The following is a 19,830-nucleotide window of genomic DNA, read 5'->3' as shown; positions in this document are numbered from 1 at the left end:
GTAAAGCATGCCGCCAGCGTTCAATCTGAGCCAGGATCAAACTCTTTCGTTTAATCTCTGTGCTAATTTGTACAACTTGGCTTACTTTTGAAATGGTTTTAACGCCATTCCTACATCACTTCAAACCTGAAGAATTTACATTCAACAGATCATTTTGAGAGTGTAAGCACTTGTTTGACTGGCAAACCAAGCACTCACACTCATCGGCTGTATTTTGTTAAAGATCAGTGGCTTAGACACCGAAACTTGCTGGAAAACTGCTTGTTTCGTTTGCTGTGTCAGCAGCAGAGAGGCCGAAATATACGGCACAGCCTGAGGTGCGTCAACACCTGTGTGCAAATAAAATGGGGCTAGGTGGATAAAACGTTGAAAATAAAAGAATTTTAAATTGTGAATATTTGATGTAATCACAAAAACCAACTGCCCCCACGGACTCACAACATCGTATTTACGGCTGAAAATCGGGCAATTGCCGCTGTAAATGTTCTTCTTTAACGTGCTCAACCTCGCGCAAGACACTGCGGACATCAACGGGGCGGTGATTCTGCTTCACTTTACCGGTGAGTTTGACATCGGGATGCAATAAACCCCCTTCAAACAGCCCCCATATCTCTTTACCGTATTGCGAGCCATTGAGTTCTGGCGCGAATTGGCCGAAATACTCAGCCAGATTATCCACATCCCGCTCCAGCATCGCAGCTGCTTGATTGTTTCCTGCGGCATCGACTGCTTGTGGCAAATCGATAATCACTGGGCCATGCTCATCAACCAGAATATTGTATTCCGACAAATCGCCATGAATCACGCCAGCACAGAGCATCAATACTACTTGCTTGAGTAATTCATCATGATACTCACGAGCCAGCTCGGGACTCATTTCGACATCATTCAATCGCGGCGCAGCGTTACCGTTGGCGTCCACAACCAACTCCATCAACAACACGCCTTCAGAACAGATATATGGCGTTGGCACGCGAACGCCAGCGGCGGCTAAACGATAGAGATTATCTACTTCGGCGTTTTGCCATTCTTCTTCCTGCATTTGCTTACCATAGCGCGAGCCTTTTTCCATCGCCCGTGCCTGACGGCTATTTTTTACTTTGCGCCCTTCTTGATAAGCGGCATTTTTCTTAAAGCTACGATGATTGGCATCTTTGTACACTTTGGCACAACGCACATCGTCACCGCAGCGCACAACATAAACGGTTGCTTCTTTGCCACTCATCAGTTGACGCAATACTTCATCAACCAAACCATCGACCACCAATGGCTCTAATCTTTTTGGCGTTTTCATTAAAGTTTTATACGTCCTATTTTCCACTGCGCTTGTCACCAAGCACAGCTCATTGAAGATTTGCAATAAGTCCTGCGATTTTATTTCGCACTATACGCGCCGCGTCAGCGTTTTTCACTGAAATTGTCGAGCTCTGCCAAGCCAGTTGATCCATACTCGCCAAAACTGAGCTATATCAAGCTAAACCCACGCCTCGGGTTATCCCGCATGGACAATACCCTAGGCAAATATGAATAGTATAAATATATTAAAAATTAAATACTGGATTTAGCATGAGTACAAACCGCGATGGATTTAGTTCTACTTTTGGCGTTTTAGTCGCCACACTCGGCTCCGCCGTTGGCTTAGGCAATATTTGGAAATTCCCCTATATGACCGGCACCAATGGCGGGGCAAGCTTTTTACTGGTGTATTTACTAGCCACCTTACTCGTTGCCCTACCCGTGATGATTGCCGAAATCATGCTGGGCCGCGCATCGCGTGCCAATGCTGTGACCGCATTTGAAACACTTGCGCCCAAATCACAAAAATTTTGGCCGGTGGTTGGTTATATGGGTCTGGTATCCGCCGTGCTAATTTTGGCGTTTTACACAGGAGTGGCCGGCTGGGTATTTGCTTATATCTTTAAATCCATCACCGGCAGCATTCACAGCACCGACCCCGTCAGCGCGAAAGCGGCTTTTGGCGCAATGGTCTCTAATCCGCTGCAAGCCCTGTTTTGGCAATGGGCGGTACTGGCTTGGGCTGGTGCAATTATCATGATGGGCGTTTCCAAAGGCATTGAAGCGGCCGCCAAGAAACTGATGCCGATTTTATTTTTACTGTTGATCTTGCTCTGTATTCGCAGCCTGACCTTGCCTGGCGCCATGGCAGGTGTGAAGTTCTTATTTGCGCCGGATTTTAGCAAAATAACCGCGCCAGTGATTCTCACTGCGATGGGTTTGGCATTTTTTAAACTGTCTATCGGCATGGGCACGATGCTCACTTATGGCAGCTATTTCCGCAACGAGCAAAATATCCCGCTCACTGCAACTCGCGTCATGCTGGCCGATTTATCGGTATCACTACTGGCCGGTCTGGCTATTTTCCCTGCCGTATTCTCTTTTGGCTTTGAGCCTGCCGCAGGCCCATCACTGGTGTTTATGACGATTCCTGCAGTGTTTGCCAGTATGCCGTTTGGGCAATTCTTTATGGCGCTGTTCTTTATACTGGCGGCGATTGCCGCGACGGGCGCGATTTTGTCGATTCTCGAAGTACCCGTCGCAATGCTATCCGAGCGCTTTAAATTCAGCCGCAAACAAGCGACGTTACTCAGCATTGGTGTGATTGGTCTATTTGGCATCCCAGCGTCGTTGTCTTCGTCACTCACCGCCGACTGGCTTCTGTTTGGCTTAAATCCGTTTGATCTGTTCGATTACATCAGCTCAAATATTTTGATGCCGACGGGTGGAATCTTGATTTGCGTATTTGTTGGCTGGGTCTATGGCTTGCCTCAATTACAAAAGCAACTGAGCAACGATGGGCAATTGCACAACAATTGGGTGATTCAAGCCGTATTTATCTTAGTTCGCTACATTACACCCGCATTGATTTTGGTGATTATGCTAAAAGGTTTAGGCTTAATTTAATATGAATAGGGTATTTGATTAAAGGCCTTTCAATACAAAGCCTAGATAGCAATACCCTTGATTACATCTTACATAGACACTTCGGTGCGCCGTATCACGCAACTAATAAAAAAGGCACGAAATCATTCGTGCCTTTTTTACACTCACACCGCGATTATTGACGTGGTGCAATCCGTGCATTATTACCTTTGCCTTCAATAAACACTTGCTGACCTACGCGCAAGCTACGATCAGCAGGCTGCTGATTCACAACGACCAACACACCACTTTCAACGCGCACAACCACTTGCTGCGTTGGCTCTTTATCGTTGTAATTGCGTTCAATCGTGCTGCCCGCCACAGCGCCACCGACCGCACCCGCAACAATAGCCAGATCACGACCCGTACCGCCGCCCACCAACGAACCCAACAAGCCACCCGCACCTGCACCCAACACCGCGCCAATACCTAATTGGCGACCACTACTGATCTGTACATCAGAAATTTGCTCAATTTTACCCACTTGGATTTGCAGCGGCTCATTCGTTGTCGCGCAACCTGCAAACAGAACCAAAGAAGCAATCGCAATACTCGATTTCAAGCGTGCGCCCATCGTCATATAATTTTGCATATTTAAGTCACCTTTCAGTCAATTTTCCAGAAAACCTTCGCGGAACTGCAAGTACACAAGAATTATATCGTAAGCCTCCGAGTTTTCAATTGACGATTTACGCTAGTTGAACGACATCACCAAGAAAACTAAACGGCATAATCTATTTTTAATTCCAGCAATCAGTCATCAAAGCCGCGAAAATGCTCAGGAACGCGCCAGCAAAAGTGCCACGACTACCGAGCGCGGCGCTTTTCCCGTAAAATCAGCGTTTTGCTTCGTTTACCGCAGGTAGCCATGACATCAGCACAGATTCGCCAAAAGTTCTTGGACTTTTTCGCCAGTAAAGGCCACCAAATTGTGGCGTCTTCCAGCTTGATTCCTTTGAATGACCCGACCATTTTGTTCACCAACGCCGGGATGAACCAATTTAAAGACGTGTTTTTAGGTTTTGACAAACGCTCGTATACGCGCGCAACGTCCAGCCAAAAATGCGTACGCGCTGGTGGCAAACATAACGACCTCGAAAACGTCGGCTACACCGCGCGTCACCATACTTTCTTTGAAATGCTCGGTAATTTCTCGTTTGGCGATTACTTTAAACGCGACGCGATTTTCTTTGCTTGGGAATTTTTGACTGGCCCAGAATGGCTGGCGATCCCGAAAGAAAAACTGATGGTCACCGTGTACGCCACGGATGACGAAGCTTTTGATATTTGGAATAAAGAAATCGGCGTGCCAGCGGAAAAAATCGTCCGCATTGGCGACAACAAAGGCCCGGGCCAAAGCGATAATTTCTGGCAAATGGGCGATACCGGCCCATGTGGCCCATGCAGTGAAATTTTCTACGACCACGGCGCGCATCACTGGGGTGGCCCTCCGGGATCGGCTGAAGAAGACGGTGATCGTTTCATCGAAATCTGGAACAACGTATTTATGCAATTCAACCGTGATGAAGCGGGCGTATTGCATCCATTGCCAAAACCATCAGTCGATACCGGCATGGGCTTGGAGCGTATTTCTGCGGTGATGCAAGGCGTACACGCGAATTACGAAATTGATTTATTCCAACATCTACTCGCCGCCGCCAAACGCGAAACGGGCGCAGCGGATGCTGATTCACCATCACTACGCGTCATTGCCGACCATATTCGCTCTTGTGCCTTCTTGATCGCTGATGGCGCATTGCCAGCGAATGATGGCCGTGGTTATGTATTGCGCCGGATTATCCGCCGCGCCGTGCGTCATGGTTACAAGCTTGGCCAAAAAGACTACTTCTTCCACAAACTGGTTGCGCCATTGGCTGAAGTGATGGGTGATGCCTACCCAGAATTACGTCAGCGCCAAGCGCATATTGTTGAAGCACTTAAAAACGAAGAAGAGATTTTTGGCCGCACGCTAGAAAACGGCATGGCCCTGCTCGACACCGTGTTGGCGGGTGGCAAGCAAGTACTCGATGGCGATGTGGCGTTCAAATTGTCTGACACTTATGGCTTCCCCATCGATTTGACCGCCGACGTGTGCCGCGAACGCAATGTGACGGTTGACATTGCTGGCTTTGAAGCCGCACTCGACGTACAGCGCAAACAATCGAAAGCCGCTGGTTCATTCAAAATGACCGCTGGTTTAGCCTACGAAGGCGAAAGCTCATGCTTCCACGGTTACACCGAGGCTAGCCGCTCTGCCAAAGTCTTGGCGCTGTATAAAGGCAGCGAGCAAGTACAAACGCTGAACGACGGCGATGAAGGCGTGATCGTGCTCGATCACACGCCGTTTTATGCTGAATCAGGCGGTCAAGCGGGCGACGTTGGTGTGATTGCTGGCGCTGGCGTATTTAATGTAACCGATACGCAAAAAGTGAAAGCCGATGTGTTTGGTCATCAAGGCCAAATCATCAGCGGCGCGCTCAGTGTCGGTGATGAAGTTACCGCCAGCATTGATATTGCCAAACGCCAAGCCAGTCAACGCAATCACTCGGCGACGCATTTATTGCACGCCGCGTTGCGCGAAGTACTCGGCACGCACGTTGAGCAAAAAGGCTCCTTGGTCAATCCTGAGCGCACGCGTTTTGACTTCTCGCAGCCAAAAGCACTCACTGCGGAAGAAATCGCCAAAATTGAAAGCCTCGTCAATCACGTCATCATGGCTAACGAAGAAGTGCAAGTTCGCCTGATGAGCTACGATGATGCGATTAAATTCGGCGCGATGGCGCTATTTGGCGAGAAATACGGCGACGAAGTTCGCGTCTTGAAAATGGGCGACTTCTCGACCGAACTGTGCGGCGGTACGCACGTGAAGCGGACTGGCGATATTGGTCTGTTTAAAATCGTCGCCGAAGGCGGCATCGCCGCTGGCGTTCGCCGTATCGAAGCAATCACTGGCACCGCAGCCCTTGCTGCAGTGCAAGCGCAAGACGCAGAACTGAAAACCGCCAGCTCGCTGGTGGGCGCGCATCCGGGTGAATTGCTCAGCAAATTGGAAAAACTCCAGGCCGATCTAAAAGCCGCGCAAAAAGAAGTGACGACGCTTAAAGGCCAAATGGCATTTGGTCAACTTGACCAATTGCTTGCGGTTGGCTTGCGAACTATCAACGGCGTGCGTTGCATCGGCAGCGTAGTCGAAGACATCGATGCCGCGACCTTGCGCGAAATGAGCAACAAGTTGATGGATAGACTAGAGAGCGGCATCGCCCTTCTTGCTTGTGTAGCGGAAGGCAAAGTCAGCCTCATCGCCCGCGTATCACCCGACCTGACCAGTAAAGTGAAAGCCGGTGAACTCGTCAACGTCGCCGCGCAACTCGTCGGCGGCAAAGGCGGCGGTCGCCCTGACCTCGCGCAAGCTGGTGGTACTGAACCTGAGAAATTGCAAGAAGCGATGCAGGCGGCAGCGAGCTGGTTAGAGAGCAAACTCTAATCGCAGTGAACTAAAGCAAACAGCCACCGATTAGGTGGCTGTTTTTTTGTGTAAACGATTAGATTCAATCAACGATGATCAGTCACCACAAAAAACTAAGGGTATATCAGTCTACTCACCAATTAACAAAGCCTACATTCGCATACCCAGATAAAACAATCTAGTGGCGCTGCGTGGATGGCCATCATTCAGAATTCGATACAGAGGAATAAATGAAAAGCGAGAAATTAAAGCATGGTGATAAAGTCTGTGTAATCGCACCATCAAGAAGCCTTGGCATCATTTCTCAACAAGTGATCGAGCTTGCCACCACAAAACTCAATGAAATCGGCTTAGAAGTTTGTTTTTCAAAGCATGTGAATGAAATAGATGAATTTCAATCTTCATCGGTTGACTCCAGAATCGAAGACCTACATACAGCTTTTTCTGACAAAACCGTAAAAGGCATTTTGACTGCGATTGGTGGGCATAACTCAATTCAATTGCTGAATAAAATTGATTACGCCATCATCAAAGCTAATCCCAAAATACTTTGTGGCTTTTCTGACATCACAGCTTTAAGCAATGCCATTTATGCAAAAACAAAGCTCATTACGTACAGCGGCCCGCATTTTTCAACATTAGGTATGCTGCAAGGGCTTGATTATACAATCGATTATTTTAAAAAATGTCTAATGAGTGAGGATGATTTCTCAATTACTCATTCCCAACATTGGTCGGATGATGCGTGGTATATCAATCAAAATCAACGCGATTTCTATCCAAATACCGGATATCAGATCATCAACACTGGCGAAGCTTCGGGAACGATGATCGGTGGCAATTTATGTACATTTAATTTATTGCAAGGCAGCTGCTATTTACCAGAGCCAGAAGATACAATTTTATTTCTAGAAGAAGATAATCTGCTTGGAGAAAATACGCTCACTGAGTTTGACCGAAATTTACAATCTATTATCCACCTAAAATCATTTCATTCTGTAAAAGGTATTGTGATAGGTCGGTTTCAAAAAGCATCACAAATCACGCACGAGCAAATCTGTAAACTCATACGCTCAAAGCCAGAATTGAATTCAATCCCTGTTATTGCCAATCTTGATTTTGGGCATACAACACCTCAAATCACATTCCCAATCGGTGGCGAGGTTGAAATTATCGCAACAAGCACGCATTGTGAAATAACGATCAAGAATCACTAAACCGATGTCGATAGCACCGCATACCCACCATTGCCCCATGAAAAAACTGATTACCGCGCTCGTTTTGGCATTGCCATGGTGGGTTACGTCCGATCAGCATCGGCGGTTTTAAACGCAAGGTGGCGGACTAACCCACCCTACAACACCACGGCGGCGCACGGATTGAAATTTAACCTCCGAATGGGTATTGCCACCTAGCTATTGATTTTAAATGCCTAGAAGGAAATACATGTGGTGTTGTAGGGTGGGTTAGGCCTCTCTCGAATATTTATTTAGGCAACATGCTGGCATGGCCGCGTACCCACCATTGCGCTATGGATAAGAACGCCGATTATTGCGCTCGTTTTGGCATTGCCATGGTGGGTTACGTCCGATCAGCATCGGCGTTTTTAAATACAAGGTGGCGGACTAACCCACCCTACGAAACCACGGCAGCGTGCGGATTCACAAACACCAAAGCACGACGACACAAGCCAATAGGTATAGGCTTACAGCCATTATTGAATAATAAATAGAGAGCAATACCCATGACACCACGTCCACAACTCGCCCTTGGCGAATATCAGCATTACAAAGGCAATCGTTACCAAGTGATCGATTTAGCCATTCATAGCGAAACCGTTGAATGGATGGTCATGTATCGGCCACTCTATGGCGAAGGCGCTTTGTGGGTGCGGCCGTTTGCGATGTTTGTGGAGAATGTCGTCATTGATGGCGTTGAGCAAGCACGGTTTACGAAAGTGGCTGATTGAAGGTCAAAAAAATTAGTCCACGAAAGGCACGAAAGAAAAAATCAGACGAGACAATAAGACCTTCATCGAAAAGTCCATAAATTCGCTGTTGATTTATTTCGTGCCTTTCGCACCCCAAGGGTATTTCCTGCGGGGCATGTTTTTCGTGGACTCAAATTTCTTTGAGCTTTAACAGAAATCCAGACGTAAAAAACCGCTGCAACACAGCGGTTTTTTCATCTACACCGACGATTAGTCTTTGTATGGGTGTTGCAGCACGATGGTTTCGTCGCGATCTGGGCCGGTCGATACAATGGCAATCGGCGCTTCGCAGATTTCGGCGATGCGTTTCAAGTAATTTTGCGCATTGAGCGGCAATTCGTCGAAGTTTTTCACGCCGTAAGTTGATTCAGACCAACCTGGCATTTCTTCGTAGATAGGCTCGCACAAAGCGATGTTTTCTGCGCCAACTGGCAAGATGTCGATGACTTTGCCATCGAGCATATAGCCCGTGCACAATTTGATCGTTTCGATGCTGTCCATCACGTCGAGTTTCGTCACGCACAGACCAGAAACACCGTTGATTTGGATTGAGCGTTTCAATGCTGCTGCGTCAAACCAACCGCAACGACGCGCACGACCCGTTACTGAACCGAATTCATGACCGCGTTTGGCCAAACCAGCGCCAACGTCGCAGAACAATTCAGTTGGGAATGGGCCAGAACCCACGCGCGTTGTGTAGGCTTTCACGATGCCGAGTACGTATTGCAACATTTGCGGCGCAACGCCTGCGCCCGGTGCAGCAGCACCTGCAACGCAATTGCTTGACGTCACAAATGGATAGGTACCGTGGTCAACGTCGAGCAAAGTACCTTGCGCACCTTCAAACAACAATGGCTCACCCGCTTTATTCATGTCGTACAAAGTACGCGATACATCGCCAACCATAGGGCGAATGCGTTCAGCGTAAGCCATGGTTTCGTCGTAAACGGTTTGGAAATCAACGGTTGGTGCGTTGAAGTAGTTCTTCAAGGCAAAGTTGTACCAGTCGAGATTTTCCAGCAATTTAGCGGCAAAGCGCTCTGGATGGTACAAATCTTGAATACGAATCGAGCGGCGTGCCACTTTGTCTTCGTAAGCTGGGCCAATACCACGACCTGTCGTACCAATTTTTTTCTCGCCTTTTGCTGCTTCACGCGCTTGGTCAATCGCAATGTGATACGGCAAAATCAATGGGCAAGCTTCAGAAATCGTCAAACGGCTGGCTACATCTACGCCAGCAGCAGTCAGCTCATCAATTTCTTGCAGCAAGGCTGTGGGTGAAATCACCACGCCATTACCGATAAAGCAAGCTTTGCCCGCGTGCAAGATGCCCGACGGAATCAGACGCAAGACGGTTTTTTTACCGCCAACCCACAAGGTGTGGCCTGCATTGTGACCGCCTTGGAAGCGAACGACGCCTTGGGCGTGATCCGTTAGCCAGTCAACAATCTTACCTTTACCCTCGTCACCCCATTGTGTGCCGATTACGACGACATTTTTGCTCATTTCCAAACCTCAATGCTATTTAAAACAATGGCTCGCGTTGCTGCCAACAGAAACGCGCCCGAACTTTAACGTCAAAACACTGAATCAGCCAGCCCTTTAAGCGGCAAACTGAAAACTAAATACCTACTAATGCTGCGCAGTACGCTCAAAAGTCAAAAACTTAGAACACGAAAAACACGAAAAGAAGCACGAACAAGGCCGATTCTGAGTATTGGTGATTCGATGCAAGGCGAAGTACTCCGTATTTCTGATGTCTTTCGTGGACTCGCAATGAGCTTGCTGCGTAACCCCTATTGCAGGGGAACAACTTGCCATTGCCCGCTAATTAGCTGCAATGAACGATTAATATGCACTTCAGTGACATCCACACCCAAATCAACAATCACTGTTTCACCTGACACGCGCAGTGCACGAATTGCACTCAGCAGCGCCGCATCATCACCTTGTGGCGCTAAAATACCCGCGCGGTGCGATGGGAATGGTAAAGCCGTTAAAGCGCGTAAGTCCAAACTAAAGCCCGTCGCTGGTCGTGAGCGACCAAACTTCTCACCGACGCGATCATAACGACCACCCCGCGCTACAGCGCTAACAAAGCCCGTTGCATACGCGTTAAACACCAAACCAGTGTGGTAATAGCTACCCGGCAATTCAGCCAAATCAAAACGCACTTGAATGCCGCGCGTAATCAGCGCGGCTTCTAATTCATTGAGCACAGCCAATGCTTCACTCACGGCTGGCAGCGCAGGCAAAGCAGCGCGAGCGCGCTCTAGCACTTCGTGACCACCATAACACAGCGGCAAAGCCAACAGACCTTGGCGCAGTTCAGGCGATACATCGCTCGTTAATTGCTGCAAAGCGGTACTGTCTTTTTGCTGCAAAGCATTAAACGCCAATTGGCGTGTTTCACCTTGCCAGCCCGCCGCATCGGCCATCGCATTAAATAAACCAATATGGCCGACTTCAAGGCGAACATCTTTCACGCCAGCCAAATCAAGACTGGCCAACATCAGTTCAATCGCTTCAATATCTGCACCAATCTGCGCACAGCCGTAGACTTCTGCGCCAATTTGGCGAGGTTGACGGTTAGAAAGCAGACCATCAGGGCGTGTCGTTACGACTGAACCGGCGTAACACAAACGCGTAACACCTTGGCGATTTAAGATATGCGCATCAATCCGCGCCACTTGCGGCGTGATATCGGCGCGCAAACCCATTTGGCGACCGGATAATTCATCGACCAATTTAAAGGTTTTTAAATCCAACGCGCTATCGTCTTGCGTAAACAAGGATTCGACGTACTCGACCAAAGGCGGCTCAACTTGCTCGTAACCATAACGAACATACAGGTCGAGCAAAGCACGACGCATGGCTTCAAGTTGACGCGACTCCATAGGAAGTACATCGGAAATATATTCAGGTAGGATCCAGTTGCGCATAGTCCAGACATTCAAATGCCCGCCGATGGGTATATCCATAGAGCGGGCGTAAAACAATATATTGATAGCTATACCTACACTACCAGCGAAATCAACAAACCAACCATCAAGGAACAAAAACCGAAAATACGAATCTGGCGATCCGTCATCGTTGCTATTTTTAATAGCGTTGCTCGCCAAACAGCTGGCAAGGTAAAGGGCATAATGCCTTCAAAAATCAGCATTAGCCCCAAACCCATCAAAACAACATCGGTCACCTGTCGCTTTACTTCGCCGCGCCAGCGCGTGGATTTTTCATATATTTGAAAAATTCAGCACTAGGATCAACGACCATCAAGTCGCTTTTCTTCGCAAAGCTTTGCTTATAAGCATCTAAGCTTTTGTAAAACGAATAAAACTCAGGATTTCTACCGTAAGCATCAGAATAAATCGCCGCAGCTTTCGCGTCGCCTTCACCCTTCAGCTGCTGCGCCTCATTATACGCGTCTGCCATGATCACGACACGTTGTCTGTCAGCATCAGCTTTGATTTTTTCGCCTTCGGCGCTACCTTCAGCACGTAATTGGTTCGCAACGGCTTTACGTTCAGACTGCATCCGCTCATAAACTGAATTCAAAGTGCTGTCTTCTAACTCAACGCGCTTGATTCGCACATCAATCACGCGAATACCAATTCGCGCCGCATCTTCATCCGCTACTTTGCGTACCAGTTCCATCACTTCATTACGTTTGCCATAAATGATGTCTTGCACCGTACGTTTACCAAACTCGTCGCGCAGCATATTGTTCACGGTATTGCGCAAACGAACCACAGCCTTGGCTTGATCTGTCCCTACCGCTTTGTAGAAACGCTCCACATCAACGATTTGGTATTTGATAAAGCTATTGGCTTTAACGTTCATTTTTTCTATCGTTTGAATCCGCGCAGGAGAGTCTTCATCAATCGTTAGGATTCGTTTATCAAAGAAACGAACATCTTGCAGCATTGGGATTTTAAAGTACAAACCCGGCTCTTTAATCACGCGCTTGGCTTCAGAAAACTGAAATACCACCGCATATTGCCGCTGATCGACCGTAAACATTGACAGTGAAAATACAAACAAGACCAACATCAAGCCAGACAAAATAGGAAGAATTCGATTCATTTTGCGTCCTCCTTAGCGGCCATCACGTTCACCGCGCAAAGCGCGATTTACGGGATTATCAGTTGTTGCTGCAGTGATCGCAGAAGCAGTCGGCGCAGTCGGTTTTTGGCTCGCATCAGCGCCTGCGCCAGATGTAACACCATTCATTTGCATTAGTTTATCCAATGGCAAGTAGAGCAAGCTTCCGCCGGCCTTTTGGTCAACCAGAACTTTGGTCGTATTTTGGAATACCGTTTGCATCGCATCGAGATACATCCGATCCCGTGTAACTTGTGGCGCTTTCGCGTATTCAACAGCGATTTGTTTAAAGCGTGACGCATCACCTTCAGCCGTTGCTACGACTTGCTGTCGATAACCTTGCGCTTCTTCGCTTAAACGCGCCGCCATACCGCTGGTTCTAGGAATAATATCGTTGGCGTAAGCAGTGCCTTCATTAATCAAGCGCGCTTTATCTTGACGTGCTTTCACCGCATCCGAGAATGCCGCTTGAACTTGTTCAGGCGGTTGCATATCCGAAATATTCACACGGGAAATTACAATCCCTAAGCCATAACGATTCAGCAAAGCTTGCATGATTTCACGGCTATCTTCAGAAATCGTACCGCGACCTTCATTTAAAACGTAATCGACGTTATTTTTACCCACGACTTCACGAATCGCAGTTTCTGCCGCTTGTTGCACCATATCTTTGGCATCAGCGTCAGCAAATCGATTGTTAAACAAGAAGTCTTTGGCTGAGTTGAGGGTGTACTGCACCTCAAGCTGAACTTGGATAATATTTTGATCGCCCGTCAACATCATTGATTCGGGACTACTTGAACCCGCTTCTGCACGAACGCCCACATCCACGCTGCGAATTTCGGTCATATTGACGATTTCACGCGCTTCAATCGGATAAGGTAAATGCCAATGCAAACCAGAATCTTCGACTGTTTGTACATAACGACCAAAACGCGTCACCACAGCGTCTTCGCGCTCATCAACGATATACAAACCCGATGCAGCCCATAAAACAGCAAGCGCACCTAAAACAATAACAATTCCTGTTGAACCCGTAGAATCGTTACTCGGTGTATTGCTCTGCGGAATTTTATTACCGATTAAACCATTGATTTTCTTGATGACATTACGAAAAATCTCATCCAAATTTGGTGGGCCACCATTTTTATTGCGACCACCACCCCATTGCGGATCATTTTGACTCATTTATCTTCCTTAACGGTTTGATTCATTGCTTCAATCAGGGCTTCACGCAACAGGTTTAAACCTTCGCCACGCAAGGCGCTGAGCTTGATGCTGTGAATTTTATCCAATTCATCGCGCTCAATTTCAGCAGCCAGATCACGCTGATCGATCTTATTAAAGACCATCAACTGCGGAATATGTTCCGCACCAATTTCAGTTAAAACTTTATTGACTTCGATAATCTGTGAATCGCGCATTGGGTGATTAATATCCACCACATGCAGTAATACATCGGCTTCGATGGTTTCCTCTAAGGTGGCACGAAATGCGGCGACCAAAGAATGAGGCAAATCCCGAATAAAACCCACTGTATCTGAAATCACCACCGAATGATCAGCATCGATATAGAGCTTACGACTGGTGGTATCCAGCGTTGCAAATAATTGATCGGCAACGTAAAGCTTGGCCTTAGTCAACGCATTAAATAGCGTTGATTTTCCTGCGTTAGTGTAGCCAACAATCGAAACCGTGAATTGCCCAGTACGTCCGCGCTGCTTTCTTTGCGTAGCACGCTGCTTCTGCACCGTAACAAGCTGATCTTTCAGCCGTTTAACTCGAATGCCAATCAGTTGGCGGTCAGTTTCAAGCTGCGTTTCACCTGGACCGCGCAAACCAACACCGCCTTTTTGCCGCTCCAAATGCGTCCAACCGCGAATCAAACGCGTTTGCAAATGCGCCAGCTGCGCCAGCTCAACCTGCAACTTACCTTCGGAAGTCCGTGCGCGTTGTGCAAAAATATCCAAAATCAGCGTGGTGCGGTCAATAACTCGGCACTGCGCTTTTTTTTCTAAATTACGCTCTTGGCTAGGCGATAGTTGATGATTAAAAACCACCAAAGACGCTTCGTTGGCCAACACTGCTTCAGCGATTTCATCCGCTTTGCCACTACCCGAAAAATACGCAGGATCAGGACGTTGGCGCTTGCCTTCAATCACCAGCAAAGGATTTAAACCAGCTGACTTTACTAATTCGATAAACTCTTCGCGCGCATCTTGAAAATCAATTTCACCAAAATCAAGACAAACTAGAATCGCATCATCACCGCCCTTATGGCGTTCAAACATGCAGACCTCTTTAAGTAGATAAGCAAAAGTTTTCTTGCATTGTTGTCTCGCCTTGTCGTACGACAAGTACTGCCTGCGGCTTTGACGCCTTGCCATAAAACTTTTGCACTAGTACTTACTTCTAATAAAACAAACTTCCATGCAAGAGAAAACCCCGAAAGACCAAGCTCTCGGGGTTGACTCATACTCAATCAATTAGCTTTCAGTACTGGCTGCGGCCGGATTTTCATGCGGTACAGTCACTGCACGTGAAGGCACGACCGTTGAAATTGCATGCTTGTAAACCATTTGCGTTACGGTGTTACGTAACAACACGACGTATTGGTCAAATGATTCAATCTGGCCCTGCAATTTAATACCATTCACCAAATAGATCGATACAGGTACATGTTCTTTACGCAAGATGTTCAAAAATGGGTCTTGCAGCATTTGCCCCTTAGCACTCATTATTATTCTCCGACTGTTATTAGTTTTCCGTCTTTACGGGTATGGGCTCAAAACATCTTACACAAACAATACGAGCACTGCCAGCTCAGCGTTTTTTCAACGCATTCTTTGCCGCTTGTGGACCACGGCGACCACGTTGTGGCGCTTCTTTACCTTCAAATGGATTTTCATTCTTTTTAAACTGCACACGCAACGGCGTACCTTGCAATTTAAACGTCTTGATAAAGAAATGCTCTAAGTAGCGCCAGTATGAAGCATGTACTGCCTCTAAAGCGTTACCGTGAATAATCACGACCGGTGGATTACTACCGCCCTGATGCGCATAACGCATTTTCGGGCGAATTTTACCAGCCAAAGGCGGTTGCTGACGCTCCATCGCCAATTGCAAAGCGCGCGTCAATTTCGGCGTTGGAATCTTAATCATCGCGGCATCGTAGGCTTGATTGATCGAGCCAAATAAATCGCCGACACCACTACCTTGCAATGCAGAAATATTATGGAATTTAGCAAAATCCAAGAACGCCAATTTACGCGCGATATCGCGCTTAATGGTTTCTCTTTGCTCTAAATCCGCAGCTTCCCATTTATTAATTGCCACCACCAAAGCACGGCCTGATTCCAGCACGAAGCCCGCAATCTTACCGTCTTGATCCGATACATCTTGCGTTGCATCCAGCACCAAAATCACGACGTTACAATCTTCAATCGCTTGCATGGTTTTAATGACTGAGAACTTCTCAATCATATCAGTGACCTTACCGCGACGACGTACACCCGCAGTATCGATTACCGTATAGTTGGAGCCATTTCGCTCAAAATCAATAGCCACTGAGTCACGTGTTGTGCCGGGTTGATCAAACGCAATAACGCGATCTTCGCCCAAAATGGCGTTCACCAACGTTGATTTACCGACGTTAGGGCGGCCAACAATGGCAAATTTCGGATGAGTCGGCTCTTCTTCTGGCTCTTGATCTGGAAAGCCTTCTAAAATTTCATTAATCAAATGACGAACACCTTCGCCATGTGATGCTGAAATCGCCACTGGATCACCCAAACCAAACTCATGGAATTCGGCGGTCATGATGGCGCTATTCATACCTTCAATTTTATTCACCGCCACCCAAACTGGGCGATCACCTTGACGCAGGCGATTGGCAATCATTTTGTCTTGCGGAGTCAAACCATTACGGCCATCCACGATAAATATAATCGCATCGGCCTCATCAATCGCTTGCAGCGTTTGCTTGGCCATTTCAAACATAATGCCTTCATCAATGACCGGCTCAAAACCACCAGTATCAATGACTAAATACGGTTTTTCACCGACTTTACCGTGGCCATAATGGCGATCACGCGTTAAGCCAGGCTGATCGGCCACCAAAGCATCACGTGATTTGGTAAGACGATTAAACAGTGTAGATTTGCCCACATTAGGGCGGCCGACGAGGGCGATAGTTGGTTTCAATTCAATTCCTTATTCCATCGATTTATCGTCATACCCCACACCGCGTGGCGTATTGACGAAATCAAATGGGTATTACTGTGCACTCAGCAGAAAAATACTGCCTTTTCCGGTCTGAACAATCGCTTGCGAGCCATCAGATTGCGGTGCTAAATAAATTCGGCCGCCATCGGTTGCTAATTGCCCAACCAAACGACCATCTTCTGGATTTAATACATGTAAATATCCGTCTAAGTCACCCACAATAACATTGCTACCCAATACGGCTGGGGCTGTGACTAAACGATTTGCTAACAAATCTTGCCGCCAAACACTGCGCCCACTGCTCCGCTCATAAGCATTCACTTGCCCTTTAGCATCGGTAACATAGACTTGCTGATCGTCAATTGCCAAACCAGTCCAGCTGGAAATTTCTCGATTCCATAATAAATTACCTTGCTTAGCGCCAAAGCAAGCAACTCGACCTTGGAAAGCAACCGCACACACCACATCGCCACGAACTACAGGCGGCGCCACAATGTCAGTAACACGCTCTAACTCACTTGCACCACGTGGCAATGCAACAGGCGCCTCCCACAAGACACGTCCATCAGCAATTGAAATTGCCGTTAAACGACCTGCTGCTTGCCCCACATAAACAACGCCATCTGCAACTACAGGCGGTGCATAATTACGCAGTAAAAGCGCAGGTTGCGGACGCTGGTAAATCCATTTCAACTCACCCGTTGCCGCTGAAAACGTACTAATTTTGCCATCGCCTGAGCGAACGACAACAAAATCATCACTAACAACAGGCGCTGATATAATTTCACTCGTTACTTTAGCAGACCATGTTTTTTTGCCTGATAAATCAAAGGCCAAAACTTCACCACTGATCGTACCAACTGCAATAACACCGCCAGAAATACCAACGCCGCCAGCAACATCTTGATCAACTTTAATCTGCCAACGTTTTGAACCGCTAGCTCGTTCAAACAAAGCCAATTCATTATTACCACCGACCGCAGCAATCAGCTCGCCATTAAATGCCGGCTGAAAGCGATATTCAGTTTTATCCCCGACCGAACTTTTCCACAGCACTGTTGTTTTTACTTTCGATACAACAACAGGCAATGGCGCTGGTTCTGGCGCATTGCTCATCGTGGTGCCACACGCAGCAAGGCCGAGTACACTCAATAGTAATAGCGGTCGCAAGCAGTTCATATTACTTGCTCCCTAGTACATCAAGTTTGATTTCAACCAATTTCAAATTCGGCGCATCTTTTGGCAATTTAGCAATCGCTTGACGATAAGCATCTGCAGCAGCTGCAGGCTCGCCTTTGGCTTGATAGATATCACCACGAGACTCTGCGAACAAACCTGAGAATCCGTCTTCTTCTGGCGTTTTCACTAAAGCCAAAGCCTCAGTAAATTTTTTGTCTTCTTGCAAAATACTCGCTAAACGCAAGCGTGCAGTATCACGTAATACCGCTTCCTTGCTGTTATCGATCACCCATTGCAATTCGCTGCGCGCACCTGCTGCATCGCCTTTCAAGTATTGCAGTTTGGCCGCAATCAAAGCTGCGCGTGGCGCATATGGTGTTTTTGCAAAGTCTGATTTAAGCAAAGCCACAGCGGCTTTGAATTTGCCATCTTCAGCTAAATTCGCTTCAATCTGTGCATATACTTCAGCCGCTTTGGCAATTTGGCTTTTTTGATAATTCTGCCATCCTGCCCAAGCCGCAAAGCCAATTAAAACAGCAGCAATCGCCACTGCAGCCCATTTGCCCCAGCTATGCCACCAATCTTTCAAGCTGGCAATTTGTTCTTGTTCTTGTAAATCAAATGCGGCCATGCTGATCCCCTGAATTAAAGACTACGAATTACTTGTGCTAACTGATCTTGCGGCAAAGTTTGTTGCGCACCTTGCTGCTCGCCAGTTAATGTTTTTAAGTTTGCCGTTTGCGTTGCAACTTCACCCTCGCCAATCACAACCGCAAATCGTGCCCCTGACTGATCAGCTTTTTTGAATTGCGATTTGAAACTACCCGTACCGCCGTGATAAATCACGTTCAAGCCTGCCGCACGCAATTGTCGCGCCACATTAAATGCATTTTTTGCCGCCGCGTCGCCTTGATGCACTACATACGCATCGGCCTGCTGCACCGGAATTGCCACTTCATTAGCTTCAAGCAAGAGCATTACGCGCTCGATCCCAATCGCAAAACCCACGGCTGGACAAGGTTTGCCGCCCAATTGCTCAACTAAGCCATCGTAACGCCCCCCAGCAGCCACCGTCGCTTGGGCGCCCAATTGCGTGGTCGTCCATTCAAACACGGTGCGATTGTAATAATCGAGGCCACGCACCAAGCGTGAATTAAGCTTGTAGCTAATTCCAGCATCATCGAGCAAGGCCTTCACCGCATCGAAATGCGCTTTAGATTCTTCACCTAAAAAGTCCATTAATTGCGGCGCATTGTCCGCCATCGCTTGCAAGGCTGGATTTTTAGTATCTAAGACACGTAATGGGTTGGTATACAGACGACGCTTGCCATCTTCATCAAGGATATCGATATACCCCTCTAAATGCTGAATCAACTCAGCACGATGTGCAGCACGCTCTTCCAGATTGCCGAGTGAATTCAATTCCAAACTCATTCCAGTCAATCCGAGACGAGGCCATAAATCAGCCAGCATCACGATCATTTCTGCATCAACATCCGGCGTTGCAAAGCCAAAAGCCTCGACGCCTAATTGATGAAACTGACGATAGCGGCCTTTTTGCGGGCGCTCGTGACGAAACATCGGGCCGGTATACCACAAACGCTGAGTTTGATTGTAAAGCAGGCCATGTTCAATACACGCCCGCACGCAACCCGCAGTCCCTTCGGGACGCAGCGTCAGTTTTTCACCATTGAGGCTATCCTCAAAGGCATACATTTCCTTCTCAACAATATCGGTATGCTCACCGACACCACGAATAAACAAATGCGTTGATTCAACAATCGGCATTCGAATTTGTTGGTAGCCATACGCAGCCAGCCACTCACGTGACACTTGCTCAAAAAACTGCCAGCGCGTACCTTCCGCTGGCAAAATATCATTCATTCCACGAATCGCTTGAATTGTCTCAGCCATCTTCTTATTCTTT

Annotated in this window: 17 protein-coding genes; 4 read left to right on the top strand and 13 right to left on the bottom strand. The window is 47.5% G+C overall.

Annotated features, from left to right (window positions below; genetic code table 11):
• Nucleotides 1–448: 448 nt before the first annotated feature.
• Nucleotides 449–1,294 (bottom strand): PA4780 family RIO1-like protein kinase, encoded by an 846-nt coding sequence (locus tag Q320_RS0109685; protein WP_027468830.1) that lies wholly within the window; start codon nucleotides 1,292–1,294, stop codon nucleotides 449–451.
• 272 nt (nucleotides 1,295–1,566) lie between these two features.
• Here Q320_RS0109685 and Q320_RS0109680 point away from each other — a divergent pair, with 272 nt between their 5' ends.
• On the top strand, nucleotides 1,567–2,922 hold the full coding sequence (locus Q320_RS0109680; protein WP_027468829.1) for a sodium-dependent transporter: 1,356 nt from the start codon (nucleotides 1,567–1,569) through the stop codon (nucleotides 2,920–2,922).
• Between the two features lie 154 nt (nucleotides 2,923–3,076).
• Here Q320_RS0109680 and Q320_RS0109675 read toward each other — a convergent pair whose 3' ends face one another.
• Nucleotides 3,077–3,532: a glycine zipper 2TM domain-containing protein gene (locus Q320_RS0109675; protein ID WP_051534643.1), complete on the bottom strand. Its 456-nt coding sequence runs from the start codon at nucleotides 3,530–3,532 to the stop codon at nucleotides 3,077–3,079.
• 276 nt (nucleotides 3,533–3,808) lie between these two features.
• Here Q320_RS0109675 and alaS point away from each other — a divergent pair, with 276 nt between their 5' ends.
• From alaS to Q320_RS0109660, 3 genes are all read left to right on the top strand, one after another.
• Nucleotides 3,809–6,424, top strand: a complete 2,616-nt coding sequence (gene alaS / locus Q320_RS0109670; RefSeq protein ID WP_027468827.1) for an alanine--tRNA ligase — start codon at nucleotides 3,809–3,811, stop codon at nucleotides 6,422–6,424.
• Between the two features lie 212 nt (nucleotides 6,425–6,636).
• Nucleotides 6,637–7,623, top strand: a complete 987-nt coding sequence (locus tag Q320_RS0109665) for a S66 family peptidase (RefSeq protein WP_027468826.1) — start codon at nucleotides 6,637–6,639, stop codon at nucleotides 7,621–7,623.
• A gap of 527 nt (nucleotides 7,624–8,150) precedes the next feature.
• A complete protein-coding gene (locus Q320_RS0109660) occupies nucleotides 8,151–8,375 on the top strand; it encodes a DUF1653 domain-containing protein (protein WP_027468825.1) in 225 nt (74 codons plus the stop codon).
• Between the two features lie 231 nt (nucleotides 8,376–8,606).
• Here Q320_RS0109660 and Q320_RS0109655 read toward each other — a convergent pair whose 3' ends face one another.
• The 11 genes from Q320_RS0109655 to hisS form a co-directional block, all read right to left on the bottom strand.
• Nucleotides 8,607–9,902, bottom strand: a complete 1,296-nt coding sequence (locus Q320_RS0109655) for an adenylosuccinate synthase (RefSeq protein ID WP_027468824.1) — start codon at nucleotides 9,900–9,902, stop codon at nucleotides 8,607–8,609.
• Nucleotides 9,903–10,192: 290 nt separating this feature from the next.
• Nucleotides 10,193–11,377 carry an ATP phosphoribosyltransferase regulatory subunit gene (locus Q320_RS0109650; protein WP_245590992.1) on the bottom strand — a complete coding sequence of 395 codons (1,185 nt, stop codon included), beginning with the start codon at nucleotides 11,375–11,377 and terminating at the stop codon, nucleotides 10,193–10,195.
• A gap of 35 nt (nucleotides 11,378–11,412) precedes the next feature.
• The gene (locus Q320_RS0109645; protein ID WP_027468822.1) at nucleotides 11,413–11,595 is read right to left on the bottom strand and encodes a DUF2065 domain-containing protein; all 183 of its coding nucleotides are present in this window, start codon (nucleotides 11,593–11,595) and stop codon (nucleotides 11,413–11,415) included.
• An 8-nt stretch (nucleotides 11,596–11,603) separates the two neighbouring features.
• Nucleotides 11,604–12,482, bottom strand: coding sequence for a protease modulator HflC (gene hflC, locus Q320_RS0109640; protein ID WP_027468821.1), 879 nt, complete (start codon nucleotides 12,480–12,482; stop codon nucleotides 11,604–11,606).
• 12 nt (nucleotides 12,483–12,494) lie between these two features.
• Nucleotides 12,495–13,688, bottom strand: coding sequence for an FtsH protease activity modulator HflK (gene hflK, locus Q320_RS19355; RefSeq protein ID WP_051534642.1), 1,194 nt, complete (start codon nucleotides 13,686–13,688; stop codon nucleotides 12,495–12,497).
• Nucleotides 13,685–14,791 (bottom strand): GTPase HflX, encoded by a 1,107-nt coding sequence (hflX, locus tag Q320_RS0109630; RefSeq protein ID WP_027468820.1) that lies wholly within the window; start codon nucleotides 14,789–14,791, stop codon nucleotides 13,685–13,687. Before hflX ends, hflK begins: the two co-directional genes overlap by 4 nt.
• A gap of 195 nt (nucleotides 14,792–14,986) precedes the next feature.
• Nucleotides 14,987–15,238, bottom strand: coding sequence for an RNA chaperone Hfq (gene hfq, locus Q320_RS0109625; protein ID WP_027468819.1), 252 nt, complete (start codon nucleotides 15,236–15,238; stop codon nucleotides 14,987–14,989).
• A gap of 85 nt (nucleotides 15,239–15,323) precedes the next feature.
• Nucleotides 15,324–16,703: a ribosome biogenesis GTPase Der gene (der, locus tag Q320_RS19350; protein WP_035853386.1), complete on the bottom strand. Its 1,380-nt coding sequence runs from the start codon at nucleotides 16,701–16,703 to the stop codon at nucleotides 15,324–15,326.
• A gap of 72 nt (nucleotides 16,704–16,775) precedes the next feature.
• Nucleotides 16,776–17,903, bottom strand: a complete 1,128-nt coding sequence (gene bamB / locus Q320_RS0109615) for an outer membrane protein assembly factor BamB (RefSeq protein ID WP_027468818.1) — start codon at nucleotides 17,901–17,903, stop codon at nucleotides 16,776–16,778.
• A 1-nt stretch (nucleotide 17,904) separates the two neighbouring features.
• The gene (locus Q320_RS0109610) at nucleotides 17,905–18,534 is read right to left on the bottom strand and encodes a YfgM family protein (protein WP_027468817.1); all 630 of its coding nucleotides are present in this window, start codon (nucleotides 18,532–18,534) and stop codon (nucleotides 17,905–17,907) included.
• Nucleotides 18,535–18,548: 14 nt separating this feature from the next.
• On the bottom strand, nucleotides 18,549–19,817 hold the full coding sequence (gene hisS, locus Q320_RS0109605; protein ID WP_027468816.1) for a histidine--tRNA ligase: 1,269 nt from the start codon (nucleotides 19,815–19,817) through the stop codon (nucleotides 18,549–18,551).
• Nucleotides 19,818–19,830 lie beyond the last annotated feature (13 nt).

The organism is Deefgea rivuli DSM 18356 (assembly GCF_000620145.1).
GTDB lineage: Bacteria > Pseudomonadota > Gammaproteobacteria > Burkholderiales > Chitinibacteraceae > Deefgea > Deefgea rivuli.
This window is presented reverse-complemented; position numbering and strand designations above follow the sequence as displayed.